The sequence below is a fragment of the Alteromonas sp. W364 genome (genome assembly GCF_031846205.1).
In the GTDB taxonomy this organism is placed as follows: Bacteria; Pseudomonadota; Gammaproteobacteria; order Enterobacterales; family Alteromonadaceae; genus Glaciecola; species Glaciecola blandensis.
The window spans coordinates 241,567-266,919 of record NZ_JAVRID010000001.1; the positions used below are offsets into that span (position 1 = coordinate 241,567).

The 25,353-nt window shown below is 41.5% G+C and carries 23 protein-coding genes and 1 tRNA gene; 14 read left to right on the plus strand and 10 right to left on the minus strand.

Features of this window, described 5'->3' with window-relative positions; translation table 11 throughout:
- Nucleotides 1-145 precede the first annotated feature (145 nt).
- The 4 genes from RM556_RS01020 to RM556_RS01035 all read left to right on the plus strand — a co-directional run bounded on the left by RM556_RS01020 (nucleotide 146) and on the right by RM556_RS01035 (nucleotide 5,645).
- Nucleotides 146-2,671 carry a glycogen/starch/alpha-glucan phosphorylase gene (locus RM556_RS01020; protein WP_311360092.1) on the plus strand — a complete coding sequence of 842 codons (2,526 nt, stop codon included), beginning with the start codon at nucleotides 146-148 and terminating at the stop codon, nucleotides 2,669-2,671.
- Nucleotides 2,672-2,821: 150 nt separating this feature from the next.
- Nucleotides 2,822-4,138: a bifunctional diguanylate cyclase/phosphodiesterase gene (locus RM556_RS01025; protein WP_311360093.1), complete on the plus strand. Its 1,317-nt coding sequence runs from the start codon at nucleotides 2,822-2,824 to the stop codon at nucleotides 4,136-4,138.
- 39 nt (nucleotides 4,139-4,177) lie between these two features.
- Complete coding sequence (gene astE / locus RM556_RS01030) at nucleotides 4,178-5,230, plus strand: succinylglutamate desuccinylase (RefSeq protein ID WP_311360094.1); 1,053 nt, start codon at nucleotides 4,178-4,180, stop codon at nucleotides 5,228-5,230.
- The gene (locus RM556_RS01035; RefSeq protein ID WP_311373651.1) at nucleotides 5,220-5,645 is read left to right on the plus strand and encodes an HIT family protein; all 426 of its coding nucleotides are present in this window, start codon (nucleotides 5,220-5,222) and stop codon (nucleotides 5,643-5,645) included. The genes astE and RM556_RS01035 overlap by 11 nt, the downstream gene beginning before the upstream one ends.
- Here the strand turns inward: RM556_RS01035 and RM556_RS01040 are convergent.
- From RM556_RS01040 to RM556_RS01060, 5 genes are read right to left on the minus strand one after another with little or no spacing between them, the layout of a single operon-like run.
- Nucleotides 5,642-5,821: a DUF2897 family protein gene (locus RM556_RS01040; RefSeq protein ID WP_311360096.1), complete on the minus strand. Its 180-nt coding sequence runs from the start codon at nucleotides 5,819-5,821 to the stop codon at nucleotides 5,642-5,644. The two genes, RM556_RS01035 and RM556_RS01040, sit on opposite strands and share 4 nt — an antisense overlap.
- A 45-nt stretch (nucleotides 5,822-5,866) precedes the next feature.
- Nucleotides 5,867-6,556 (minus strand): M15 family metallopeptidase, encoded by a 690-nt coding sequence (locus RM556_RS01045; protein WP_311373652.1) that lies wholly within the window; start codon nucleotides 6,554-6,556, stop codon nucleotides 5,867-5,869.
- Nucleotides 6,553-7,680 (minus strand): succinyl-diaminopimelate desuccinylase, encoded by a 1,128-nt coding sequence (dapE, locus tag RM556_RS01050; RefSeq protein ID WP_311360098.1) that lies wholly within the window; start codon nucleotides 7,678-7,680, stop codon nucleotides 6,553-6,555. The genes RM556_RS01045 and dapE overlap by 4 nt, the downstream gene beginning before the upstream one ends.
- Nucleotides 7,681-7,682: 2 nt before the next feature.
- Entirely contained in the window at nucleotides 7,683-8,027 is a 345-nt protein-coding gene (locus tag RM556_RS01055; RefSeq protein WP_311360099.1) for an ArsC family reductase, read from the minus strand.
- A 6-nt stretch (nucleotides 8,028-8,033) separates the two neighbouring features.
- Nucleotides 8,034-8,435, minus strand: a complete 402-nt coding sequence (locus RM556_RS01060) for an ACT domain-containing protein (RefSeq protein WP_311360100.1) — start codon at nucleotides 8,433-8,435, stop codon at nucleotides 8,034-8,036.
- 238 nt (nucleotides 8,436-8,673) lie between these two features.
- On the opposite strand from RM556_RS01060, the gene RM556_RS01065 reads away from it, so the two are divergent.
- Nucleotides 8,674-9,744 carry a patatin-like phospholipase family protein gene (locus tag RM556_RS01065; protein ID WP_311360101.1) on the plus strand — a complete coding sequence of 357 codons (1,071 nt, stop codon included), beginning with the start codon at nucleotides 8,674-8,676 and terminating at the stop codon, nucleotides 9,742-9,744.
- 90 nt (nucleotides 9,745-9,834) lie between these two features.
- Nucleotides 9,835-10,245: a response regulator gene (locus RM556_RS01070; RefSeq protein WP_311360102.1), complete on the plus strand. Its 411-nt coding sequence runs from the start codon at nucleotides 9,835-9,837 to the stop codon at nucleotides 10,243-10,245.
- Between the two features lie 25 nt (nucleotides 10,246-10,270).
- Here the strand turns inward: RM556_RS01070 and RM556_RS01075 are convergent, their stop codons facing one another.
- Complete coding sequence (locus RM556_RS01075) at nucleotides 10,271-12,076, minus strand: EAL domain-containing protein (RefSeq protein WP_311360103.1); 1,806 nt, start codon at nucleotides 12,074-12,076, stop codon at nucleotides 10,271-10,273.
- On the minus strand, nucleotides 12,073-15,888 hold the full coding sequence (locus RM556_RS01080; RefSeq protein WP_311373653.1) for a response regulator: 3,816 nt from the start codon (nucleotides 15,886-15,888) through the stop codon (nucleotides 12,073-12,075). The genes RM556_RS01075 and RM556_RS01080 overlap by 4 nt, the downstream gene beginning before the upstream one ends.
- 113 nt (nucleotides 15,889-16,001) lie before the next feature.
- On the opposite strand from RM556_RS01080, the gene RM556_RS01085 reads away from it, so the two are divergent.
- Nucleotides 16,002-16,078, plus strand: a tRNA-Val gene (locus RM556_RS01085).
- 105 nt (nucleotides 16,079-16,183) lie between these two features.
- On the opposite strand, the gene RM556_RS01090 is transcribed toward RM556_RS01085, so the two are convergent.
- The 3 genes from RM556_RS01090 to RM556_RS01100 form a co-directional block, all read right to left on the minus strand.
- On the minus strand, nucleotides 16,184-17,206 hold the full coding sequence (locus RM556_RS01090; protein ID WP_311360105.1) for a DUF3080 family protein: 1,023 nt from the start codon (nucleotides 17,204-17,206) through the stop codon (nucleotides 16,184-16,186).
- The gene (locus RM556_RS01095; protein ID WP_311360106.1) at nucleotides 17,199-17,780 is read right to left on the minus strand and encodes a hypothetical protein; all 582 of its coding nucleotides are present in this window, start codon (nucleotides 17,778-17,780) and stop codon (nucleotides 17,199-17,201) included. The genes RM556_RS01090 and RM556_RS01095 overlap by 8 nt, the downstream gene beginning before the upstream one ends.
- Before the next feature lie 179 nt (nucleotides 17,781-17,959).
- The gene (locus RM556_RS01100; RefSeq protein ID WP_311360107.1) at nucleotides 17,960-18,106 is read right to left on the minus strand and encodes a hypothetical protein; all 147 of its coding nucleotides are present in this window, start codon (nucleotides 18,104-18,106) and stop codon (nucleotides 17,960-17,962) included.
- On the opposite strand from RM556_RS01100, the gene thrS reads away from it, so the two are divergent.
- The 7 genes from thrS (at nucleotide 18,096) to RM556_RS01135 (ending at nucleotide 25,255) form a co-directional block, all read left to right on the plus strand.
- Nucleotides 18,096-20,012 carry a threonine--tRNA ligase gene (gene thrS, locus RM556_RS01105; RefSeq protein ID WP_311360108.1) on the plus strand — a complete coding sequence of 639 codons (1,917 nt, stop codon included), beginning with the start codon at nucleotides 18,096-18,098 and terminating at the stop codon, nucleotides 20,010-20,012. The two genes, RM556_RS01100 and thrS, sit on opposite strands and share 11 nt — an antisense overlap.
- Nucleotides 20,013-20,114: 102 nt before the next feature.
- Nucleotides 20,115-20,660 carry a translation initiation factor IF-3 gene (gene infC / locus RM556_RS01110; protein WP_311360109.1) on the plus strand — a complete coding sequence of 182 codons (546 nt, stop codon included), beginning with the start codon at nucleotides 20,115-20,117 and terminating at the stop codon, nucleotides 20,658-20,660.
- Nucleotides 20,661-20,773: 113 nt separating this feature from the next.
- Nucleotides 20,774-20,971 carry a 50S ribosomal protein L35 gene (rpmI, locus tag RM556_RS01115; RefSeq protein WP_195732607.1) on the plus strand — a complete coding sequence of 66 codons (198 nt, stop codon included), beginning with the start codon at nucleotides 20,774-20,776 and terminating at the stop codon, nucleotides 20,969-20,971.
- 23 nt (nucleotides 20,972-20,994) lie between these two features.
- Complete coding sequence (gene rplT, locus RM556_RS01120) at nucleotides 20,995-21,351, plus strand: 50S ribosomal protein L20 (protein WP_311360110.1); 357 nt, start codon at nucleotides 20,995-20,997, stop codon at nucleotides 21,349-21,351.
- Nucleotides 21,352-21,574: 223 nt separating this feature from the next.
- Nucleotides 21,575-22,555: a phenylalanine--tRNA ligase subunit alpha gene (gene pheS / locus RM556_RS01125; RefSeq protein WP_311360708.1), complete on the plus strand. Its 981-nt coding sequence runs from the start codon at nucleotides 21,575-21,577 to the stop codon at nucleotides 22,553-22,555.
- Between the two features lie 14 nt (nucleotides 22,556-22,569).
- The gene (pheT, locus tag RM556_RS01130; RefSeq protein WP_311373654.1) at nucleotides 22,570-24,957 is read left to right on the plus strand and encodes a phenylalanine--tRNA ligase subunit beta; all 2,388 of its coding nucleotides are present in this window, start codon (nucleotides 22,570-22,572) and stop codon (nucleotides 24,955-24,957) included.
- Nucleotides 24,958-24,961: 4 nt separating this feature from the next.
- Complete coding sequence (locus RM556_RS01135; RefSeq protein WP_311360112.1) at nucleotides 24,962-25,255, plus strand: integration host factor subunit alpha; 294 nt, start codon at nucleotides 24,962-24,964, stop codon at nucleotides 25,253-25,255.
- Nucleotides 25,256-25,353 lie beyond the last annotated feature (98 nt).

Genomic DNA, 25,353 nt, shown 5'->3' on the forward strand with positions numbered 1-25,353 from the left:
AGATTTATTTGGTTGTAGTTACTAAAAAGTCTAAAAAAATTACAAAAAATTAACATATGCATACGTTTGCATATAAAATTGCGTGGTTTAATCTCAATGCCTGTAATAATATTACAGGCAGTTTATTAATAGAGAGAGCCCCGAAATGGCATCATCAACAAATTCGAAAGCTTCGGCCGCAAAATCTTCACCGCGCAAGTCGAGCAAAGTATCCTCAAATGATTCAGTTCCTAGCTTAACGAAAGCTGAAATTAAACAGTCTATTGTTAAACATCTCCACTCAACGCTTGGTACAGATGAAAACAAAGCAAATAACCATGCCTGGTGGAAAGCCACAAGCGCTGCCATGCAAGAGCTAGTCTTAGAACGCTTGCGTACAACACAAAAAACGCACTACATGCATGATACCCGCGCAGTACATTATTTTTCTGCTGAGTTTCTTATGGGACGATTGTTATCTAACAATATGCATAATTTCAACTTGTTCGAAACAACGAATGCCGCCTTAAAAGAATTGGGAGTTGAGCTAAGCGATGTCTTAGAAGAAGAACCTGATATGGCACTAGGTAATGGTGGTCTAGGTCGCCTAGCAGCCTGTTTTATTGATTCGCTAGCGACCATGGAATTGCCAGCGATTGGCTATGGCATACATTATGAGCACGGCTTATTTCGACAAGAAATAAAAAATGGTGCACAAATAGAGCGTCCAGATAGTTGGCGAGACTATGGCAACCCATGGGAAATTTGCCGTCCAGAATCTATTCAAGAAGTGCCTCTTTATGGTTATGTTGAAACCAAATACGGTGAGAATGGAAGAGTCCAAAAAGAATGGCATCCAGCCTCCATAGTGAAAGGTGTGCCGTGGGATATTCCTGTTGTTGGATATGGCGCTAAAACAGTCAATGTGCTGCGTTTATGGCAAAGTGAGTCATCTGACTATTTCAACTGGGATGTATTCAATGCAGGCGGATACGTAGATGCCCAACGAGAAAATATACAAGCAGAAACGATTTCTAAAGTCTTGTATCCAAATGACGAAACTGAAGCAGGTAAAGAGTTACGCTTAATTCAGCAATATTTCTTCTGCGCCTGCTCTCTGAAAGACATTATACGTCGATACAAGCGTGCTCATGGAGATGATTGGAGCCGTTTTGCAGACCAAGTTGTTATTCAATTAAATGACACTCACCCAGCCATTGCTATCCCAGAGTTAATGAGGATCTTGGTTGATAGGGCTGAGTTAGATTGGGATACAGCGTGGGGTATTTGTTCTAAAACATTCGCTTACACTAACCATACTTTGTTGCCGGAAGCGCTTGAAAAGTGGCCGGTCAGAATGATAGAAAAAATCTTGCCGCGACATATTGAGATTATTTATGAAATCAATCACCGCTTTTTAACCTTGGTTGAACAAAAATGGCCGGGCGACAACGTGATGAAAGCCAAGTTATCAATTATTGAAGAAAGCAACGAGAAGATGGTTCGCATGGGTAACTTGTCAGTGATTGGCTCGTTCGCTGTCAATGGTGTTGCAGAAATACATTCTCAATTGGTTAAACAAAATTTGTTTCCTGAGTTTGAGGCCTTGTGGCCGGGTAAACTAACCAATGTCACTAATGGTATTACGCCAAGAAGGTGGTTGAAGGCATGTAATCCGATGCTTTCAGAGTTGATTAGTAAGAAAATTGGTGATGACTGGCCAACTAAGCTATCCAATTTGGAAAAACTCTCCGAGTTTGCAGATAATAAAACATTCCAAAATCAATTCATGAAGGTCAAACAGAAAAACAAAGATGCATTGGCTGCGGAAATTAAACGTCAAACAGGCATCAAGGTTGATACAAAAGCGATATTTGATATTCAGATCAAACGCTTGCATGAATACAAACGCCAACATTTGAATTTACTGCATATCATGGCCTTATATCGCAGACTGCTTGAAAACCCAAACTATGACATGCACCCACGCGTGTTTATTTTCGGTGCTAAAGCAGCGCCGGGTTATGCTTTGGCGAAAGACATTATTTTTGGTATTAACAAAGTTGCCGACAAAATTAATAATGACCCACGTGTTAATCAGAAGATTAAAGTTGTTTTCTTACCTAACTACAGAGTGTCAATGGCTGAGAAAATGATCCCAGCTGCTGACGTATCTCAACAAATTTCAACAGCGGGTAAAGAGGCATCTGGCACTGGCAACATGAAGCTTGCTTTGAATGGTGCTATTACGATTGGTACTTTAGATGGTGCCAACATCGAAATTGCAGAAGAAGTGGGCGATGACAATATTTTCATATTCGGAATGAATGTGGATGAAGTGACAGCGCTAGGCAAAAAAGGCTACAACCCATTTGATATTTATTATCAAAACAAAGAGATTAAAGCGGTACTTGACTGGCTGGATGGTGACTACTTTACTCCAGGGCAACCAGGCGCACTTTCATCCTTGAAAAATAGTATGCTAAGCGGCGGTGACCCTTATATGGTGCTTGCTGATTTTGAGTCATACAGTGAAGCCAATATTGCACTTGATATCGCATACAGAGATAAAGCGCGATGGGCAAAAATGGCGATATTGAATACTGCCAAAATGGGTAAATTTACCTCAGATCGGTCAATTTCTGACTATGTAGAACGAATTTGGAAGTTAAGTTCTTGTAAAGTAAGTTAAGCGATTGAAAAAAAAGGTTATAATCTAAGAAAAGCCAGCTAATAGTTGGCTTTTTTAATTAAAGTTTTCGCAATTTTGGTCGATAACCTGTACAATAAATGAACATTTTAAATTCTTCTTACCTTCTCTTTACTTTCGGTGTCTTTTTTTATGACCTCAAAACACCAGAGCTTGTCTACTCTTCCCAATCGGTATCACTTTATCGATATGATCGATTCGATCGCTGACGAGACTCCCCACTTTTCTCTTATGCTTATAGACGTCATGCGTTTTTCAGATGTTTCTTCAGCATTTGACTATCAGGCTGGCGACGATATTTTGTTGCAGATAGCAAACAGAGTGCATACGATTTTTGGCAGCCGTTTGACGTTAGGTAGGATCAGCGGTGATATTTTTGGTTTAGTATTTGTAGGTAAATACACAGAATCAGAAATGCATAGTAAGTTTCAGCATTTAATTGAGCATTTCAAAACGCCCTTGTATACGAATGAAACTGCGTTCATTGCAGACTTCAATGTTGGGGTGGCAAGCCATAGCCAAAAAACGGTATCAGTAACACGCTTAATATCATTAGCTGAGGCTGCCCTTAAGCAAGCTAAGAATAACAAGCACCAAAACTTTAGCTACGTAAAAGACAACGAGGACTCTGTTACGGGTCGCGGTTTAGCTCTAAAAGCAGATCTTTCCAGAGCGATGGAAAAAGATGAGTTAGAGTTATATTTCCAGCCCAAAGTCAATCTATCCAATTTAACCATTACGGGGGCAGAATGTTTATTGCGATGGAACCATCCTCTCGACGGCGTGCTGTTTCCAGGGACATTGATTGAGGCTGCAGAGTCTTACAACATGATGAATGAACTAGGGCATTGGACGATCAGTCATGCCTTACGCCGCCTGTCAGAGTTAAATCAACTTGGTATCAATATGCCAATTTCTATCAATTTGTCACCGAGCCAATTGTACGACACTACATTGATAGAACATTTGTCCCATCTTATTGAGCAATTTCAAGTTCAAGCCAATATGATAGAACTTGAGTTAACTGAGGACGTGGCACTAAGTAACTCTCTGATGGTGAAACGCCAATTAGACGAAATTAGAGCAATGGGTGTGAAGATATCCATGGATGATTTTGGTAAAGGCTACTCAAATTTGTCGTTTATACGCGATTTGGAACTAACCTCCATCAAAATTGATAAAACCTTCGTAATGGAGCTAGAAGATAACCCGGTCAACCTTGCGATAGTTCAGGCGACTAAACTTATCTGTGAGGCAAAGCAGTGTGACGTGGTTGCAGAAGGGATTGAAACAGTACTTCAATTAAAAATACTGAATGAAGCTGGTATTAAAAGCGGGCAGGGCTTTCTATTTTCTCCTGCTGTGTGTTTCAATGAGTTTATTAGTTTGTGTGCAGAAGGTGATTTTCATAACTTGCTTGCACATAAGGCACAATTTAAAGTGAGTTAGTGATAAACTCTCGCTGTGTTTTGTAATTAAAAAGTTTTTATGAATTTATCCACTCTTCAGTTCCTCTCTCAGTCTCGTCAAACGCCAGAGTTATTCGATAAAAAAATGACAATGGCCCTAGGTGAGCAAACGTCAGTGTCCATTTTTGCGCCAGGCATTATTCAGTTTGAACCTGTTCTGGCACAAGCTGGAGCAGACGCTAAAGGTAACACGCTAAAAGCCCCAAAGAGCATCGTGTTGTCCTGTGGTATCCACGGTAACGAAACAGCACCTATTGAAATCTGTGATGCAATTGTGCAGGATTTGCTTGCGGGGAAGCTAAGCAGTCCACATCGTTTATTGTTTATATTTGGTAATTTACCGGCGATGGATATTGCTGAAAGATTCGTGGAGGAAAACCTCAATAGGCTCTTCAATACCAATGAATCTGAAGAGAACATGGAACAAAAAAGAGCGCAGGTCATCAAGCAAGCAGTGGCCGAATTCTTTGATAATGAGAATAAGCCGTCAAGTCATGTAGATACAGATCGCTACCACTATGATTTGCACACCGCAATCCGTGAGTCTAAGAATGAAAAATTTGCCGTGTATCCTTTCTTGCATGGCCAAGCGCATAATAAAGATCAACTGCGTTTTTTAAGTGCATGCGGCGTCAATACGATTCTACTTTCACAGTCTCCGACGAGTACCTTTAGCTACTATACGTCTTATCATTATTACAGCCATAGTTTTACGGTAGAGCTGGGTAAAGTAAGACCTTTCGGCGAAAACAATGCAGATGACTTTGCAGCGGTTACGACAAGCTTAAGACAGTTGATTTCTTCTGAATCACTCGATTTACCAGCTTATCAAGCATGTCCCTTAGAAGTGTTTGAGGTGAAACAAGTTATTGATAAGTCATCAAACGATTTTAGATTAACCTTCAGCGACGACACGCCCAACTTCATGGATTTTAGTGAGGGAGCAGTATTAGCGGTTGATGGTGATATCACATATACGGCGACGCAAGATGGAGAGGCAATTGTATTTCCAAACGCTAATGTCGCGATAGGCCAGCGAGCTTTGTTAACTGTGGTGCCTTGTGAATTATAGCTCAAATGGCTTTCAACTTGACCATAGACTAGAGAACGATAGTTTCTTCATTTGTCAGTTAGACTTATGCCAAGTCCGCTTGATCAATGATGCACAATTTGTCTGGCTACTTTTGGTACCAATGGTAAATGGGATGAGTGACGTCATCGATCTAGATGATGAATTACAACAACAATTGTGGCGCGAATCATCGTTACTGAGCCGTATCCTTCGAACTGAGTTTGTGCCTGACAAGCTTAATGTAGCGGCAATTGGGAATGTTGTATCTCAGTTGCACGTTCATCATATCTGTCGATTCAAGAACGATATCGCCTGGCCCGCACCTGTTTGGGGGAGACAAGCAATGGTTGCTTATGAACAAGCAGTACGGGAAGGTCTAATTGACACAATAAAAAGAAGGGTGACGGCGCGTTAAATTAAGCCGTCTCGATCATCTTCATCTTCTTTCTTGATTGCTTCTTGCCTCTTATCCTTAGCGGCTTCGTACTCGTCAGAAAAATGAAACGGTTTTACCTTCAGTAAGGCGGTCATCGTACTGATAATGAATGCGATCACGATAACGATGATGAGCACAATGATCCAAGTTTCCATAATGATGTCCTTAGGGTTTACAGAACCGAATGCGGTCTGAGATGATTAACCTGTGATTATACCCTTGTTTAAAGTATAGCGCTGATAAATACTATCTAATTCAGGTAAGACTGTGTCTATGCCTTCAATTTGCGCTTCTATTAATTGTTCTCGTAATGCACTAAGCGAATATTGTTTCTCAATCTGATCTGCGATAGCACGGTAACTCAAATGCCAAGGTTCTCGAGCAACGCCACCTGTGTAACAGGCGTAGGGAAAGGAAAAACCAAAATCTTGAATATTACCTTCTAACCAATGAGCAAGTGCCGAGCATGGCCCATCAGTTTCATATTCGCCTGTAACCAGTTCAAATTTCTGCCCACTAAATTCAACTTTTTGCTTGTCGAAAACGTCAATATCGGTCCCCCAATGGTGTCGACTTGCACCAGGTAGTGCAGACCAGAGTAGAATGGCATGGAGCTTATCGTGATCACTCAGTAGCTTTGCATCTACCGTCGTGCCCTCAAGCGTATTGAGAGGTAACAAGCCTTGCCATTTTTTGTTCCAAATAAGACACTGGCGCTCAAAACTACGATAGCTGCTAACCAAGCGTAAATCATGCCCTTCGCTTTTTGCTGCTGTTTGCATTCTCTGATAGGCATCGGCAACCTCGTCAAGCAACAGGTGCTGATCCTCAATTTTTATTAAATGCGAGGAATCTAGGCCTAATATTTGAGAGCGAGTGAGCGGCTTCATGTTAAACACTTTTTGAGAATTTCATAATAGATAGAAACTAAACTCTCAAGGTTGCTTATTTTCACTTTTTCATCAAGTTTGTGAATCGTGGCATTCTCCGGCCCTAACTCAATCACTTGCGCCCCTGTTGGCGCGATAAAACGACCATCAGATGTTCCACCGGCGGTAGACAATTCAGCATCAATCCCGCTGACTGATTTTATGCTCTCAACTGCAGCTTCAACTAGCGTTCCTGAGTCAGTTAAAAAGGGTTGGCCATTGAAAGTCCAATCGATATGAAAGTCTAGTTCATGTCGAGCTAGGATTTCCTCGACTTTTGCTATCAATATTTCATTGCTCAACTCTGTCGAGAAGCGGAAGTTAAAACATACGTCAATTGTGCCGGGAACGACATTACCTGCGCCAGTACCAGCATGTATGTTAGACACTTGAAAACTGGTAGGTGGAAAGTAATCGTTGCCAGTATCCCATTGGGTGCGTGCGAGTTCTGCAAGCGCAGGCGCAATGGCATGAATAGGGTTTTTGACCAAATGAGGATAAGCGACGTGGCCTTGTATGCCTTTCACTTGTAAGTCACCGGTTAGTGAGCCTCTTCGCCCGTTTTTGATAACATCGCCAGTGCGCTCGGTGCTTGATGGTTCGCCGACAATACAGTAGTCGATTTTTTCGTTTCTTTCTTCAAGCGTATCAATTACACGTGTTGTGCCATTAATAAAGGGACCTTCTTCGTCACTGGTAATCAGGTAGGCGATTGAACCTTTGTGTTGCGGGTAGTCTTTGACAAACTGTTCGGTAGCACACAACATAGCTGCGAGACTGCCTTTCATATCAGCCGTTCCTCGGCCATATATGAAGCCATCTTCAATAGTTGGTTCGAAGGGAGGATATTTCCATTTATTGCTAGGTCCTGTTGGTACAACATCGGTATGACCTGCAAAACAAAACAGAGGTGCCTTTGTGCCACGGCGTGACCACATATTCGTTGTGTCATGGAAGACAAGGTTTTCACGCTCAAAGCCCAAAGGCCCAAGAATGGCACTCATATAATCCTGGCAACCCTCGTCTTTAGGAGTGACAGATGGTCTTGAAACGAGATCTATTGTGGTCTGAGTAACATCACGCATAGTTATGAAAAAACCTGTTGATAAGTGTCGGCTGAAAACCCGACGGTATATTCTCCATCGGCGACGAGAATAGGGCGCTTTATCATTGCGGGAGCTTCAAGCATTAGTTTCAATGCACTATTTTGATCGATATTCGCTTTTTGCTCATCACTGAGTTGGCGATAAGTTGTCCCACGTTTATTTAACATGTTTTCCCATCCAAGCGCTTGCTCAGCTTCGTTTATCCACGCTTCACTGATGCCATCTTTACGGTAATCATGAAAAGAATAGTCAACATTGTTCTCATTTAACCATTTTTTCGCTTTTTTTATTGTATCGCAATTCGGGATCCCAAAAAGTGTATTCAAAATCAACTATCCTTTTTCTTGTTGTTGAGTAATCACGTCATAGCCTGACTTCTTTAACGCAGCAATCGCGTTTTCAAGCATCGCGTGTTTTACCAAAAAATAATCTGTCTCGAAAGTAGAAACCACAAAAATACTCACTTTAGCCTTGGCTAATACCGCGCCAATTTGAGCCATTATGCCAACCATAGACAAGTTGAGCGGTCCCAATACCTCTAATACTCGCCAATCGTAGTCGGATTCTATTGCTTCTATCGGAATGGTTTGTTTGACTACTAAGGATAATTCATCCTTGGTACGCCCAATAAAATAAAAATCGCTGCTCAAAACAGAAGAGGGAATGGGATGTTCTTCGCTAAGTGAGTGAATCGCGAAAGTCTCGTCTAAAACTGAAAGTGTTTGTTTTGCCAAAGTTATTCCTTTTTATCCACGGAATATGTGGATAACCTTGTGAGTGACTTAGTTTCAAGTTTATAACGTCATGTTTTAAATAGTAAATATCAATTGGCTATATATCGTGCACATAATATTTTTTGCTTAAAAAATGTATCTTTAGTACTGAAAATTCAAACAATTTACAGTACTATCATAACAGGAAGTTTGAATTATTCGTGATTCGATATCGTTTTTTTAGCAAGTGAAGGAAAGCATGGCAGCACTTAATATTTATGCAGGCAAAATGGCCATGCAAAGGATCCAACAGGACGGTTTTCAAGCCGATATGTTTGGTGGCTTTTTAGGGGCTTCTGGTGGGCCGAAATGGTTTGTACTTGCGGGCTTAGATAAGGTCATCTTCAAAGAGTTTCTTGATGATCGAAGTTCCAATATTGATATCATGGGGAGTTCTGCTGGTGCATTCCGGGCCGCATGCCTAGCTCAAAACGATTCAGCTGCGGCTATAGAGCGTCTTGCGATTAACTACGCGAATACAGTGTATTCAGAAAAACCCACAGCGGCTGAGATAACCACCAAAGGTTACGACTTGCTGTACACCATGTTAGGTGATTCCGGGATTGATGAAATTTTAACTGCAAAGAACAAGAATGTTCACTTTTTTGTACAACAGTGTCATGGCTTAGTTGCTTCACCTAACAAACTAGCGCAAATGACCGGCTTATCTTTGGCAGCTGCAAAAAATGCGATTGCAAGAAAAGGAATTGCAAAGCATTTCTCGAGAGCAGTCTTTTCTGCTAGGTGCAACACTGAACTGTTTACCGATCCTTATCACTTTCCCACTGATTTTTATCAAATGACCCAGCAAAACCTGGTTCCTTCGTTAATGGCATCGGGTTCTATTCCTGTGGTGCTAGAGGGTATTACGGATATACCCGGCGCTAAGCCAGGTATGTATCGTGATGGTGGGATCATCGATTACCACTTCGACCTATCATTTGAGACTGAAAAGTTAGTGTTATATCCGCATTTCTACGCAAAACCTGTACCTGGGTGGTTCGATAAAGGGCTTAAGCGGCGTTCGTGTCACGCCAGTAGTTATGACAATACGGTGATGATTGTCCCGAGTGATGAGTTTGTTCATGCTCTACCATATGGCAAAATTCCAGACAGAAAAGATTTTGAAACGATGCCGGCAGAACAGCGTAAAAAGTATTGGATGACAGTGATACAAGAATCAGATAAATTGGCTGATGAATTTTTATCCATACTCCATGAGCAGAACGTCGAACACAAGCTACTGCCTTTGCAATTGCAAAGAATATAAAACATAAACAGCATACGAGCAGGTTCATTTATCCAATGCTCGTAGAAAAGCTCTAAAAATAAAAATAAGAACAAGAACAAGAAGAGAAAGATGATGGAAATACCTAGACTACTAATTGTTGAAGACGATGCTGTAAATATCAATATGCTATCTGGTTTACTTAGGAATGATTACCAGATATCCATTGCAAGAACAAAGAAAAGGGCTCTTGAGATTTTAGAAAACGAAGATATCAGTCTGGTATTGCTTGATTTGAATCTGCCTGATGGCAAAGGTTTGGATATCTGTGAACAATTCAAGTCCGACAAAACTCGTTTCAGTCCTCCATTTATGGTCGTCATGACAGGTTATGATGAGGAAAACACAGAAGTGAGTTGTTTTGAGGCAGGGGCCAATGAGTTTATTAGCAAGCCAATAAAGAAAGAGTCTTTTTTAGCTAGACTTGCGTTGCAAACTCAACTTATGAAAGAGGCCAAGAGAAAAGAAATGTGTTTATCGTGAGCTGGAAAACTATCAGGGAGATAGTTTAATCTGCCCTGAAGTTAACCAAGCTCTCTGGAACATGCGAATAATAGCCCTGATAGTAGTCGATATTAAGAGAGCGCAAAATATCTAAGGATTCTGCTGTCTCAATGCATTCTGCAACGACTTTTATTCCTTTCGCTTTTGCTATACCAGCAATAGATTCAACCATCTTTTGACTAATGTCATCCTTGTCGATATCACGTACAAACATACCATCGATTTTTACATAATCGACCGACAGTTCTTTCAAATATTCATAAGAAGAAGTACCAGTACCAAAGTCATCAAGTGCGAATTTGAAGCCTAGAGGTTGCAAACTACTGAGCAAGGATTGTGTACTTTCAATATTTGAAATTGCAGAGGTTTCTGTTATTTCAAAGCAAACTTGATGTGGATTTATTTCATACTCTGCTAAGTAACGTTTTATCAAATCAACTGCTGATGATTTGGCAATGAAATCACCAGATAGGTTAATCGAAACTTCAACATGTGATGGGAGTTCTTTTACCGCAATAAACGCTTTTCTAATAACCCATTTATCGATTTCAGTAATGATATGAAATTTTTCTGCAATAGGAATAAATTGACCAGGCGGTTTTATTTTTCCATCGCTCCCTACTAATCGAATCAGGACTTCAATCTTGCGGGTGCCATCCTCAATGATAGGTGTGATTTCTTGGTAATAAAGCGTGAACTGGTCATGTTCTATAGCGTGGTGAATAAGCGGAATAATGCGCATTTGTTGATGCGTTTTATCGATGTGTTGTTTGGTATAGTTGTATACAGAGACTTCACTACCACCTTTCCGTTTACTCTCAAAACAAGTTCGTTCGGCGATACTCATTAAGTGGCTTACCGAATCGATGCTTTCATCAATTTCTACTAAGGCCGCGCTTAAAGAATGTTTGAACGCTTCATCTCCCCATTCAAAACGATAGCTTTCAACCGCTTCTTTTACTGCAGAGGTTCGACGTATGGCATGCTCAAGTGAATCTAAGTTAAATAAGACTGCAAACTCGTCGCCACCCATTCTGGCAATAATATCTTCTTTCGAAAATAAATTGCGAAGTAGATCAGCAACCTGTCTTAATAGTTCGTCGCCAGCGATATGCCCGCAGGTATCGTTGACCACTTTAAATTGGTCTAAATCGATGAACAGAAAATAGTATTTTTTATTTTCTTCGTAACTTGATTCCATGACATTCTTTAATTCCATCTCCATTGAGTTTCTATTAAACATGCGAGTAATGAAGTCATGATTCGATAAGTAAGTGAGCTTATCCTGAAGGCGACGTCTTTCGTCAATTTCGCGACGTAAGTTACTGTTAGCGGCAACCAACTCTTTTGTGCGCTCAGCCACTTTTATTTCTAAGCTTTCGTTAACGCTTTCTAACATTACGTTGGCTTTATCCAAAGAATCAACCAGAGTACTGAGCGTTAAATGTGTGTTGACACGAGCGATTAGTTCTTCTGATCTGACTGGCTTGATAATGTAATCGACGCCACCAACAGCAAATGCTTCGCTGATATCTTTTTCACTGCCTGTAAGAAAGAGGACGGGAATGTGCTTGTATAGTGGGTCGGATTTTATCTGTTTACATACTTCTAAACCCGACATGTTAGGCATGTTAATGTCTAGTATAATAAGGTCAGGTTGGACAGACTTGAGGATTTCTAAGGCAGCATCGCCAGAAGTGGCGATTAGCATTTTTGCGTTAAGTGGCTTTAAGTGACTGATAATGACATTGATGTTGGTGGGATCATCATCTACTGCCAGTATACTAAACGTCATGTTTCTATTAATCATAACTTCCCTTCGATTAATTTTTTGGATGTTTCATAGTCAAAATCCTCTAACGCTTCCACTATAGCATGAAGTTTGGCGTCGGCAAGATTATCTTTAGCGATGTTAGCGAGCTCCTCAACCAACTCAAAAGGCACCAGTTCACTTTTCTCAACGAGAGGTTGAATCTGTCTAAGGACATCTTGATATGTGCGCTCTGAACGAGTCCTATCACTGGCACCTTTATTAACATCTAGCATCAGTTTTATATCCATTAATGACTCCTCTAATATGTCATTAAATGTTTTTAAATCCTTACTGACGAGTGTGTTTTCGGATATTTTTCTCTCTAGTGCTAGCGCCGCGTTGTAAAGCTTGGTTACTCCGATATTGCCAGAGCTACCTTTAATCGAGTGTAATTTGTCTTTCAATACGTCCATTTCAAGTCTTTCATTGGGGAATGAAAATGACGAATCTTTATAGTGTTTGTGGAAAAGCGCGAGGCTCTTAAGGTAAATATTTGGTTGCTGAATCAAAGAGGGCGGAGAAGTCTCCCAATCCATAGTTTGTAAACCACTCGGGATAATAATTTGGCCTTCCATCTTCGTATTTTTGGGCTCAGTAGAGTTGATCGTAAAATCGAGTAAGGTTTTTGGCGTCAATTTAAAGCCTTCGTATATTGCTTCTTGCAGTAGGCTAGTATCAATTGGTTTTGCGACGTGATCATTCATTCCATATAATAAACATTTTTCTCTGTCACCTTTCATGGCGTTTGCAGTCATGGCAATGATCGGTATATCAACATAGCGTTCACCTGCATCACCACTTCTGATAATCTCAGTGGCTCTATAACCATCCATCACCGGCATTTGGCAATCCATTAAAATCAGGGTGTAAGGCTGGTCATGGTCGCTGTTTACTAAAGTCGTAATCGCCAGTTGACCATCGCCAGCAACGCCATAGTTTAGGCCGAATTTCTTAAGCAAACCTTCCGCTACCAATTGATTGACTGGATTGTCCTCTACGATTAATACCTTGTGATAACTGGGCCACTCAATCTGTTTTGCCTTATTTGCACCAGTGTAAGACAGCAGAGTATTTTCAGTGATAAAGGTTTCATCACGTGACAACAGGGACAAAGAGTTGAATAATTCGGAAGAACCTACCGGCTTCATTAAGCAAGCATCTAAACCTAAGGTCTTAAATTCGTCAGCAGTCATTTGGAAAGACATGGAACTTAACATCATAATTTTGGTGTCTTTATATTTTTCCAAACGTTTTATATCACTGACGAGGCCTAAACCATCTTTCTTCGGCATATTCATATCAGTAATAATTAAATCTAAATCTGGCACGCGTTTTTTCAATATGTCCAAAGCAGATTCGGCGTCATGCGCTAGAATCACGTTGACACCCCAACTAGTCAATTGACTATCCAATATTTCGAGGTTGGTTTGATTGTCGTCTACCACTAGTGTGGTCCATGAATTTATATTTGATTTGGGCAAAGGCTTTTCTTTAAGCGTGCTAGTGCCCACTTTTATAGTGAAGGTAAATTTGCTACCGCTACCCAACGTCGACTCTACGTGAATATCACCTTCCATTAAATCGACCAATCGTTGGCAAATAGCTAAACCAAGACCAGAGCCGCCGTACATGCGCGTTGTTGAACTATCCACCTGAGTAAAGGAGTCAAATAAATTTTCAATTTTTGATTCAGGGATGCCAATACCACTATCTTCAATACTGCATTCAACAATAGTGATATCGTCTAGCGCGGAAGATTTCGCAGTAATCACGATCTGACCTTGGTCTGTAAATTTTATCGCGTTATTGAGCAGGTTGGTTACAACCTGACGTAATCTTACCGGGTCACCGACAACCATTGTTTGATTAACACCGGTTACATCTATTATGAGTTCGACGCCCTTCGCATCAGAACGAATAGCGAGTGATTGTGCAATGGTCTCTATTTGATGAGATAAATTGAAATCGAGTGCCTCTAATTCAAGTTTGCCAGCTTCTACACGAGAAAAGTCGAGGATGTCGTTGATAATCGTCAATAAGCTTGAGGCGCTATTTTTAGCGACCTTTAATTTATGTCTCTGTTCCGCATTGAGTTGAGTGTCGAGGACAAGGTCTATCATGCCGAGTACACCATTCATTGGTGTTCGAATTTCGTGTGACATCCTAGCCAAAAACTCACTTTTTGCATTACTCGCTTCCTGTGCTGTTCGCGTAGCGTTTAGCATTGCTTCTTCAAAACGCTTACGATCGGTAATGTCACGGCTAATCCCTAAAATACCGGGCTGATTGTCATTTTCATACAGGATGAGTGTTTTACGCGTCTCGTAAAGAATTTCATTGCCGCTTGTATCGGTAGTAGGGCGCTCAACTACATGAGTTACCCCTGACAACAGCAGTTTTTCATCATCTTTGACAAAAAACTCAGCATCATCTTTGCTATATAATTCTTTATCAGTTCTACCAATTAGCTCGTCAAGACCAAAGCCGGTTAGTTCAATGAACGATTGATTGGCTCGGACATAGCGTCCCTCACTGTCTTTGCAAAAAATAGGATCGGGAATATTATCTAACACGCTTTGTAAGGTGACCCTTTCAGCTTCAAGTGCATGGGTAGAATCTTGGAGTTCTTGCGTACGCTCATACACTTTCTGCTCCATCTCATTTGCTGCTTTCATCAGCTTTTTGTTGGCTCGATGGCTTAAGATAATGACCACCAATGACATCAGCAAAACAACAGCAATAGTAACGATAACTAGGGCAATGATAGTATTTTTAGCTCGGATAAAAGGTTGTCGCGCCTCAGCAATATCAATTTCGGTCGCCATACCTAGTTGCAATTCTGGTAGCCATTTCCAGGTACCAATCACTTCAATGCCGCGGTAGTCAGAATAACCTACTAGATTTTGTGCTGACTCGAGTTGCGTTAGACTCTCAGCCATAACCGTTAAGGGTGTCTCGCCTGTTTCAGTTGGCACAGTTAAATTCACTTTTAGGATCTCTGACTCGCCCAAAGCAATCCGTTCTAAGTTGACTAAACTATCTTGAAATCGCGAACGAGAAACGAGCCTAGCTTGTCTGTCAATAATATAGGATTCACCCGACTCTCCAATCCGGCCCAGTGCCATGATTGAAGATATTTCATTTTCCGGGAAGTGAGTCGAAGCAGCTATTGCAACTACAATTCCCTCAAAATAAACGGGTGCTAAAAAATACGCTGTCGCTTGAACAGTGCCATCATCACGGCGAATCTCTATCGGCGGGACAAAGACGGTTTGCCCGTATATTACGGATTGCAGAATGGAAGGGTGCTTGACTGAAATCAGAGACTGTCGACCAATGAAGCTCTTGTTATTTGAAAACAAGTAAAAGCCTTGAGGAGATAAAATTTGGTAACCATCATGTGTTTGCAAATTATCTATTGTTTGGATGTAGAGTCTGAAAGCGTCTTGTACCGATTGAAACCCATCTATATCTTGCGCAGAAAAAGTGTCGGCTAATTGTTGAGAAAAGGATTTGATGATTTCATTTTCAGACAGACGTAAAATTTCGGACTTTCTTTGTTCAGCCCAAAATAAGAGGGCAGCTTCTGTCGTTCCCATGACCGCGTTCAATGATTCGCCATATTCATAGGCGACATCTTGTTCAATTTTATCAATCGCAGCGTTAGTTAAAAACATGGTGACTGCGGCCACAAGCGCGATGCCGAGAATAATCAACAATATGCGATTTTTGATGGGTTTTGCTGCGATAGATTGCGTGTTCGACAAAGTACAACTCTCGATGATGGTAAACCGTTTTGCTTGTAACAAACGGGTTTCTAAAAATTGTGAAAAAAGCGCTTGCGCTAACGAGCACTCATCGTTATTATACGCGCCGTTTTGCACCTTCCACTAAACACACTTGGTGGGGTATTCCAAACGATGCGTCTATAGCTCAGTTGGTTAGAGCGCTACCTTGACATGGTAGAGGTCCCCTGTTCGAGTCAGGGTAGACGCACCATCTTCTGCAGTTACACTCCATTGTGTCACCAAGATTACGTTTACATCAGATATACGTCAACTGTTGATTAATCATACGCCTCTCAATATTCGAATAAAAATCGACTCAGTCGCACTTTACGAAAATGTTCTGCCACATAACAATATGCTCCCGCATAGCGGCTTGGTAATTCTCGAACGTATTGGTTTGATGGTTTTGTAACCACATTGAAAACTCGGGATGCACTTGAGGCACTGTTAACAAATCCATAAAGATTGGTTTAAGTTGATAATGATAATGGTTCATTTGAGAAGCAATGGCTTGTATTTCTTGAACAAAATATAGATTGAATACATTTCGTAGAATTTTTAAGTCCTCCCTATCTCTTCTTGTATTGCACTGGAACGTGCTAGACCAGTTGGTAATATCTTCTGTCATTGATTGAAGACTCTGTGTCAACAATAACTGGGAGCGCAGACTACGGGCATATAATTTATGTTGCTGCATTGATTGTAAGGCACTCTCTAAGTTGACCAGAGCCGACTCTGGCGACCGTAAGCTTTCTAAGATTTGTTGCAGATCAAGTTTAGCTTGCGTGAAGTTATCATCTGAATTGCCATCAATGAAGCCGCCTGAATGGACTAAGCTATTATATATCTCTTGGCTTTGTGAAAACATATTGGCCCAATTTAGGGCATATAAGTCTTGTTTTTGTTCTAGCCACATTGTGGTTTTGTTTTGTAGTTCTTCATTGCTCTGTTTCGACAATTGCTCCTCACAGAATCGCAGAGCAGTAATAAGTCGCCATTCGTATTGTAGCCGGGTTGAAGGAAGTTGTATTTTCCCCAGCGCCGTATTACGTTCAGCTACGATACTTTTTATCTCACAGCCATCTAAGGCATAAAATTCTCGCATGTTAATCTGTAAACTAGGTATGTCGATATTCCATGTGCTTTTAGGTGGAGCTTGCAAGTCTAAGTTAATGTCAAGGTCTGTATGAGGAAGCTCGAGTACACCATAAATACGTTCATGATACGTCTCTATTGCATCGGGTAAGTTCTGATGCTTCGTGCAAGCGGTCAGGTGAAACAAAGCCAGACTAATAATGAACAAGTATTGCGTGTAGTTGCTGGGCCCAGCTTTATTCATGCAGTTTCCTAATATTTTCAAAGGTTGCTTTTGTTGATTTTTCAACTTGTCTTTTTAAAAGGAATTTTGGAATGGATGGATCAATATCGGCTCTGCCACGGTAGCTTAATAAATAATCTTCATCGCTTTTAGAAAGTTGCCATTGACCGCTTGGGTTAGTGATCATAACAGCATCGTTAGGAAGCGCTTTAATTTCGTCGGCAGGGATCGGAGTAATGGTGATAAGGACATGGCTCTGATCGCTGTTGTAGCTAATAGTCGACTTTGTGTACATGATCCTATCACTGAAAGGCCAAGGGCTGTCTAATCTTGTGGCGATAACTCGAACATTATCGGTCGGCGGATTGAGTAATATCACTTCTTTACAGTTAAATAACCACTCACAGTTTTCGGGTCCTCTGTCCAAGAGCGTGACAAATTGTACGGGGGTCATTTGAATACGCATACTTGCGTTTACTTGCCAGATGCGTTCATTGTCATCAATAGAGAAATTTAGCGATACTTCTCCATCATCTGAAAATGCTGGGCTTGCGAGCATGGCTAGCGTCAAGATCCCAATGCTAATTCCCTTCATTATGTCAGTTTATCCACGTTTTCCATCTTGCAGCTCTCATTGAAATGACAGTATTGTCGGCTTAAATTCTTATTGTGTTGGTGCTTCTGCCGTTATTGTTAGCGAATTAAGGAAACTAGCAATTGCATCTCATGTCTCCATGTCGTTATAATTTGCGCCACGGTTTACAGACTAATGGTCTATAAACGCTGAAGTGTTAACTCATTATGCTGTGTACGCTCTTTATAGTGTAGCACTGCCTTTATCATTGTACGTCGTTTACGACAAAGAATATCAAGTGGCACATCGTAGGTGTCACCACTGTTAAGGAAAATTATGCCGGTCATTACTCTTCCAGATGGAAGTCAACGCTCTTTCGAAAACCCTGTTTCAATTGTTGATGTCGCTATGGACATCGGTCCTGGTCTAGCGAAGGCGACTATCGCAGGTAAAATCAATGGTGAACTGGCTGACGCCTGTGACATGATCACCAGCGATGCAAGTCTGCAAATTATTACCGCTAAGGATGACGAGGGCTTGGAAATTATTCGCCACTCATGCGCTCACCTGATCGGTCACGCAATCAAACAGTTATATCCTGACGTTAAAATGGCGATTGGACCGGTAATTGATAATGGCTTCTATTATGACGTTGACTTAGACCAAGCATTGAATCAAGAAGACCTTGATAAGATTCAGAAACGCATGATGGAGTTAGCCAAAACTAGCTATCCAGTGGTCAAGAAAGTCGTTTCTTGGCAAGAAGCTAGAGACACTTTCGAAGCTCGCGACGAAATGTATAAGATGCAGATCTTAGATGAAAACATCGCAAAAGATGATCAACCTGCACTTTATCATCACGAAGAATATACTGATATGTGTCGTGGGCCGCATGTACCGAATATGAAGTTTTGTCAGCACTTCAAATTAATGAAAGTCGCTGGTGCATATTGGCGTGGCAATAGTGATAACAAAATGTTGCAACGTATTTACGGCACTGCTTGGGCTGATAAAAAGCAACTTAAAGGCTACCTGCAACGCCTTGAAGAAGCCGAAAAACGTGATCATCGTAAAATTGGTAAAACACTAGATCTATGGCATTGGCAGGATGAAGCGCCAGGCATGGTGTTTTGGCACAATGACGGCTGGACAATTTACACTGAACTAGAAAAATTCGTACGCGAAAAATTACGCGAATACGACTACGATGAAGTAAAAGCCCCGTTGATGATGGATCGATCTTTATGGGAAAAGTCGGGGCATTGGGATAAGTACGCTGAAAACATGTTCACTACCGAATCTGAGAAGCGTGAGTACGCGATTAAGCCTATGAATTGTCCAGGTCATGTTCAGATTTTCAATCAAGGCCTTAAATCTTACCGCGATTTACCGCTCAAAATGGCTGAGTTCGGTTGTTGTCATAGAAACGAACCGAGCGGCTCTCTCCACGGTTTAATGAGGGTACGTGGCTTTACTCAAGATGATGCTCATATCTTTTGTACCGAAGACCAAATACTTAAAGAAGTGAGTAAGTGTATTCAGATGGTGTATGACACGTATGCCGCCTTTGGGTTCACAAACATTGCGGTTAAGTTATCCACGCGTCCAGAAAAGCGGGTAGGTTCTGACGAAGTTTGGGATAAGTCTGAGAAAGAATTAGCACAGGCGCTACAAGCCAACAACATCGAGTTTGAATACTTGCCAGGTGAGGGCGCATTCTATGGCCCGAAAATTGAGTTTACTCTTTATGACTGTTTGGAACGTGCTTGGCAATGCGGTACTGTGCAGTTAGATTTCTCAATGCCAGGCCGCCTAGGATCAACCTATGTTGCCGAAGATGGTGAACGCAAAACACCGGTTATGATTCACCGGGCGATACTCGGTTCACTAGAGCGATTTATTGGAATACTCACCGAAGAGTTTGCTGGAGCATATCCCTTGTGGCTAGCACCAACACAGGCAGTTGTAGCTAACATCACAGATAGTCAGTCGGAATATGTTAATTCTGTAGTGAAGCAACTAAAAGACGCTGGCTTACGTGTCAAATCAGACTTACGCAACGAGAAAATCGGCTTTAAAATACGTGAACACACATTGCGTAAAGTGCCGTATTTATTAGTTGTTGGTGATAAAGAGAAAGAGTCAGGCATGGTTGCTGTAAGAACGCGCAAAGGCGTTGATATGGGCAGTATGCCGATTGCTGATGTGGTGTCTCATTTACAGGATGAGATCAAAAGTAAAAAAATTCCATAGCAGGAATTGAAAATATAGGTATAATATGCCCGTTTCGAGGAGCTCAATACAGTTTTTTACACTGATTTTGACTTCTCGGCATCTTTTAATGTTTTGGAGGAAATGCAAATTAAAGGCGCTAATAATAAAGCTCAGGGCGACAAAGCCCGTATTAATGATGAAATTACAGCTACTGAAGTAAGACTAATTGGTAAAGATGGTGAACAAGCAGGTATTGTCACACTGTCTGAGGCTCAAACTATTGCTGATGAAGCCACTTTGGATCTAGTAGAGATTAGCCCAAATGCAGCTCCACCCGTTTGTAAAGTCATGGACTACGGGAAGTTCTTATTCGAAAAGAGTAAAGAACAAAAAGAACAGAAAAAGAAGCAAAAGCAAATTCAGGTCAAGGAGATTAAATTTCGCCCTGGCACTGATGAAGGCGATTACCAGGTAAAACTGCGCAACCTGCGTCGCTTTTTAGAAGGCGGTGATAAAGCCAAAGTCACAATCCGTTTCCGCGGACGTGAAATGGCTCACCAAGAGATCGGCATTGAATTGCTAAAACGCGTTAGAGCGGATTTAGAAGATATTGCTAACTGCGAGTCTTTCCCTCATAGGGTAGAGGGTCGTCAGATGATCATGGTGCTTGCCCCACTTAAGAAGTAGTAACGGTCTAAAGTAAATTAATCTGCACAATTAATTTCACCTTGCTGCTAAACATAAACCACTAACAGGGTCTGCAACCTACGTTAGTTATTAAACAATGCGGAGTTTTAGCAATGCCTAAAATGAAATCCAACAGCGGAGCTGCCAAGCGTTTTAGAAAAACTGCTTCTGGTCGTTTCAAAAGTAAACAGTCTCACTTGCGTCACATTTTGACCAAGAAGAGTTCTAAGCGTAAACGCCACTTACGTGGTAAGAAATTGGTTCACACTAGTGATACCGCTCTTATCCAACGTATGTTGCCATACGTATAACCTTAGAATTAGGAGACTGAAGAATGGCTAGAGTAAAACGCGGTGTAGTTGCACGCGCACGTCATAAAAAAGTATTAAAGCAAGCTAAAGGTTATTACGGAGCTCGTAGCCGAGTGTATCGCGTTGCGGTACAAGCGGTAACAAAAGCGGGTCAGTATGCGTATCGTGACCGTCGTCAACGTAAGCGTCAATTCCGTCAACTATGGATTGCACGTATTAATGCTGCTGCACGTCAAAACGGAATGTCTTACAGCCGTTTCATCAATGGCTTGAAAAAAGCTTCTGTTGAAATCGATCGTAAGATCCTTGCTGACATCGCTGTACACGACAAAGTGGCATTTACTGCTCTTGTTGACGCAGCAAAAGGCGCATTAGCGTAATATCTATTAACAATAGTTTAAGTTCTTTTTGAAAAAGCGAGCGGGATGCTCGCTTTTTTGATCCTGCTGTTAAAACCCATCTCAAATCATGTCCCTAAAATATTCCAAAAATACCCAAAAACTACGCGTAAATACTCATAAAACCGTGTAAAATACGTGGTTTATGTCATTTATTTATGCTTTTATTAACAAAGCAGAATCTACCGTCCAAGAAGAGGAAGTAATGGAGCTTGAAGCCATCGTAGAAGAAGCGCGCTTAGCAGTTGAGGCTGCGAATTCACCTGCAGAATTAGATGCAGTGCGTGTCGCTTTCATGGGTAAAAAAGGTAAGGTCACTGGTTTAATGAAGGGACTTGGTGCTTTATCCAATGAAGAAAGGCCTGCTGCTGGTCAAAAGATCAATGTAGCGAAACAGTCAGTTCAGGGTTTAATCAATACTAAGTTGAAAGCGCTACAAGATGCAGAGTTAAACGCGAAGTTGGCCTCTGAGTCGGTTGACGTTACCTTACCTGGTCGCTCGCAAAGTACCGGTAATATTCATCCTGTTAGCCGCACAATTAAGCGTATTGAGGGCTTTTTTGGCGACCTAGGCTTTGCTGTCAAGACTGGGCCTGAAGTCGAAGATGGTTTTCATAACTTTGATGCCCTGAATATCCCAGCAAATCATCCAGCGCGAGCTGACCATGATACGTTTTATTTCAATCCAGATGTCATGCTAAGAACGCAAACATCCGGTGTACAAATCCGTACGATGGAAGCACAGAAGCCGCCTTTACGAATTATTTCGCCAGGTCGTGTTTATCGAAACGACTATGATCAAACGCACACGCCGATGTTTCACCAAGTAGAAGGTTTGATGGTTGACAAAAATGTTAGCTTCGCTGAACTAAAAGGCATTTTGCACGACTTTTTAAATCACTTCTTTGAAGAAGAAATGACCGTTCGTTTCCGACCTTCTTACTTCCCATTTACAGAGCCTTCAGCTGAAGTTGACGTAATGAGTAAAGATGGTAGTTGGTTAGAAGTGTTAGGTTGTGGGATGGTGCATCCCAATGTATTGAAGGCAGTTAACATCGACCCAGAAGAATATACTGGGTTTGCCTTTGGTATGGGCGTAGAACGACTAACAATGTTACGTTATGGCGTGAATGATTTACGTGCCTTTTTCGAGAACGATCTTCGTTTCCTGAAGCAATTTAAGTAAAACAGAGTTTATCAATGAAATTCAGTGAAAAATGGTTAAGAGAGTGGGTAAACCCAGCCATCTCTACAAATGAGTTATCCGAACAATTAAGCATGGCTGGCCTAGAGGTCGATGACGTAGCGCCAGTTGCTGAAGCTTTTTCAGGTGTTGTTATAGGTGAGGTGGTTGAATGTGGCCAACATCCAGACGCTGATAAGCTACAGGTAACCAAAATTAATGTGGGTGGCGATGAGCTACTCGACATCGTCTGCGGTGCACCCAATTGTCGCTTAGGATTAAAAGTTGCTGTTGCAATGGTAGGTGCGGTCTTGCCTGGGAACTTTAAAATTAAGAAGGCAAAGCTTCGCGGTCAGCCCTCTTTTGGTATGCTGTGTAGCTTTTCTGAATTAGGTATGGGCGATGACCACAGCGGTATACTTGAATTACCCGCTGACGCCCCAATCGGTGCTGATATACGTGAATACCTTGACTTAGATGACAATTGTATCGAAGTTGATTTAACACCAAACCGAGCAGACTGCCTTGGTATGAAAGGAATCGCACGAGAAGTCGGCGTGTTGAATCAACTTGATGTTAAGGAAGTCGCGATCTCTTCTGCCAAAGTAACTACCGAAGAACAACGCGGGATTCAGTTAGCAGCGCCAGACGCATGTCCGATTTATCTCGGCAGGGTCATCAAAAATGTTGATTTATCAAATCCAAGCCCTTTATGGATGCAAGAGAAGCTGCGTCGTAGCGGTATCCGTAGTATCGACGCCGTCGTTGATGTCACCAACTACGTATTGCTCGAATTTGGCCACCCGATGCATGCGTTTGATAATGACGTTCTATCAGGCGATATTGTTGTTAGAATGGCTGAAGAGGGTGAAAAACTCACCTTATTAGATGAAAACGAAATTTCGCTAAAATCGAATACCTTAGTTATCGCAGACCAAGATAAAGCATTAGCGATAGCCGGTATATTTGGTGGATTGCACTCTGGTGTCAGTGAAAAAACTCAAAATATCTTTTTAGAAAGTGCCTTTTTCTCACCCGACGCTATCATGGGTAAAGCCCGTCAATACGGCTTGCATACCGATGCATCTCACCGCTATGAGCGCGGAGTTGATCCAGAGTTACAACTGCAAGCAATGGAGCGTGCAACTGAGTTACTCGTTGCTGTTGTTGGTGGTGAAGTGGGGCCAGTATTTGAAGCAAGAGATGCTTCACATTTGCCTACACCCGCCAAAATTACATTGCGTGCTGAGCGTTTGGCTCGTGTATTGGGCATCAATATTGATTCAGCGCGCGTGAGCGATATTCTTCAGCGTCTAGGTCTTGAAGTCACTGTGAAAGACGACCGTTGGGAAGTTGTGGCACCTCTTTACCGTTTCGATATGAATATTGAAGAAGACTTGATCGAAGAGATTGCTCGCGTTTATGGATACAACAACATTCCTAATCAAGCACCCGTTGCGAGCTTAAAAATGCGTGACAGCGCGGAAGCGAGTATCGATTTGAATCGCTTTAAGGATTTGTTGGTAGATGAAGGCTTCCAAGAAGCCATTACCTATTCATTTGTTGATCCGAAAAAACAATCAATGTTATTTCCAGATCTCGAAGGCTTAGTCTTACCGCATCCTATTTCTTCAGACATGTCAGTAATGAGAGTGAGTTTATTACCAGGTTTGCTTGGTGCATTGTCTTACAATCAAAAAAGACAACAAAGTAACATTAAGTTGTTTGAAACAGGCTTACGCTTTACACCAAGTAAGAGTGAAAAGTCAGGTGTCGTACAAGAAAGTATGTTGTCTGGAGTGCTTTCGGGTAATACGGCGAACGAGCATTGGTCTATTCCGTCTGCATCCCTTGATTTTTTCGATGCGAAAGCAGTCGTTGAAAATATTATGTCTCTGAGCAGAGATGAGCAGAATATTGAATTTAAAGCAGAAAGTCATTCTGCTTTCCATCCAGGTCAGTGTGCTGGGGTATTCAAAGACGGTCAGTTAATTGGACATGTCGGTGCGATTCACCCTAAACTTGAAAAAGGACTCGGATTGCAAGGTAAGACCTTTGCATTTGAGCTGGAATTGGTTAGTATTTCATCAAGAACATTGCCTTGGATCAAAGCAATTTCTAAATTTCCAGTGAATCGCCGCGACATTGCTGTTACAGTAAAAGAAACGGTCGATACTGGTAAATTACTAAAAAGTATCGAAAAACTTGGCGTAACCGACTTGATTGACCTAAACTTGTTTGATGTATACAAAGGGAAAGGGATTGAACCTGGCTATAAAAGCTTGGCACTTTCAATTTGGTTACAGAACCCAGAGCGAACACTTGAAGATGCAGATATTCAAAAATCTGTCGATATAGTAGTGCAAGCGCTGGAAAACAACTTTAGTGCATCTTTGAGAGATTAATCGAATGGCATTAACCAAAGCCGAAATGGCTGAACATTTGTTTGAAAAATTAGGTTTAAATAAACGCGACGCAAAGGATCTCGTAGAAGCATTCTTCGAAGAGATCAAAGCGTGCCTGGAATCTGGAGAACAAGTAAAGCTTTCAGGTTTTGGTAATTTTGACCTAAGAACTAAAAATGAACGTCCCGGACGGAACCCGAAAACTGGTGAAGATATTCCTATCAAAGCCCGCAGAGTGGTTACATTTAGACCTGGTCAAAAATTAAAAAGTCGTGTTGAGAATATCAAAACCGATTAAATCTGCCTTATGTTCCAGCGCTGTTTCGCGCTGGTCTATCTAAGTACTGTCTATATAAAGGTGCTCAAACTGAACACTCTATCAACGTCAATGCTGGT

Excerpts from the sequence above, each read along its gene's own strand:
- RM556_RS01020 (WP_311360092.1), top strand. The coding sequence starts at position 146 with ATGGCATCATCAACAAATTCGAAAGCTTCGGCCGCAAAATCTTCACCG.
- RM556_RS01025 (WP_311360093.1), top strand. The coding sequence starts at position 2,822 with ATGACCTCAAAACACCAGAGCTTGTCTACTCTTCCCAATCGGTATCAC.
- astE (WP_311360094.1), top strand. The coding sequence starts at position 4,178 with ATGAATTTATCCACTCTTCAGTTCCTCTCTCAGTCTCGTCAAACGCCA.
- RM556_RS01040 (WP_311360096.1), bottom strand. The coding sequence starts at position 5,821 with ATGGAAACTTGGATCATTGTGCTCATCATCGTTATCGTGATCGCATTC.
- RM556_RS01045 (WP_311373652.1), bottom strand. The coding sequence starts at position 6,556 with ATGAAGCCGCTCACTCGCTCTCAAATATTAGGCCTAGATTCCTCGCAT.
- dapE (WP_311360098.1), bottom strand. The coding sequence starts at position 7,680 with ATGCGTGATGTTACTCAGACCACAATAGATCTCGTTTCAAGACCATCT.
- RM556_RS01065 (WP_311360101.1), top strand. The coding sequence starts at position 8,674 with ATGGCAGCACTTAATATTTATGCAGGCAAAATGGCCATGCAAAGGATC.
- RM556_RS01070 (WP_311360102.1), top strand. The coding sequence starts at position 9,835 with ATGATGGAAATACCTAGACTACTAATTGTTGAAGACGATGCTGTAAAT.
- RM556_RS01075 (WP_311360103.1), bottom strand. The coding sequence starts at position 12,076 with ATGATTAATAGAAACATGACGTTTAGTATACTGGCAGTAGATGATGAT.
- RM556_RS01090 (WP_311360105.1), bottom strand. The coding sequence starts at position 17,206 with ATGAATAAAGCTGGGCCCAGCAACTACACGCAATACTTGTTCATTATT.
- RM556_RS01095 (WP_311360106.1), bottom strand. The coding sequence starts at position 17,780 with ATGAAGGGAATTAGCATTGGGATCTTGACGCTAGCCATGCTCGCAAGC.
- thrS (WP_311360108.1), top strand. The coding sequence starts at position 18,096 with ATGCCGGTCATTACTCTTCCAGATGGAAGTCAACGCTCTTTCGAAAAC.
- RM556_RS01100 (WP_311360107.1), bottom strand. The coding sequence starts at position 18,106 with ATGACCGGCATAATTTTCCTTAACAGTGGTGACACCTACGATGTGCCA.
- infC (WP_311360109.1), top strand. The coding sequence starts at position 20,115 with ATGCAAATTAAAGGCGCTAATAATAAAGCTCAGGGCGACAAAGCCCGT.
- rpmI (WP_195732607.1), top strand. The coding sequence starts at position 20,774 with ATGCCTAAAATGAAATCCAACAGCGGAGCTGCCAAGCGTTTTAGAAAA.
- rplT (WP_311360110.1), top strand. The coding sequence starts at position 20,995 with ATGGCTAGAGTAAAACGCGGTGTAGTTGCACGCGCACGTCATAAAAAA.
- pheS (WP_311360708.1), top strand. The coding sequence starts at position 21,575 with ATGGAGCTTGAAGCCATCGTAGAAGAAGCGCGCTTAGCAGTTGAGGCT.
- pheT (WP_311373654.1), top strand. The coding sequence starts at position 22,570 with ATGAAATTCAGTGAAAAATGGTTAAGAGAGTGGGTAAACCCAGCCATC.
- RM556_RS01135 (WP_311360112.1), top strand. The coding sequence starts at position 24,962 with ATGGCATTAACCAAAGCCGAAATGGCTGAACATTTGTTTGAAAAATTA.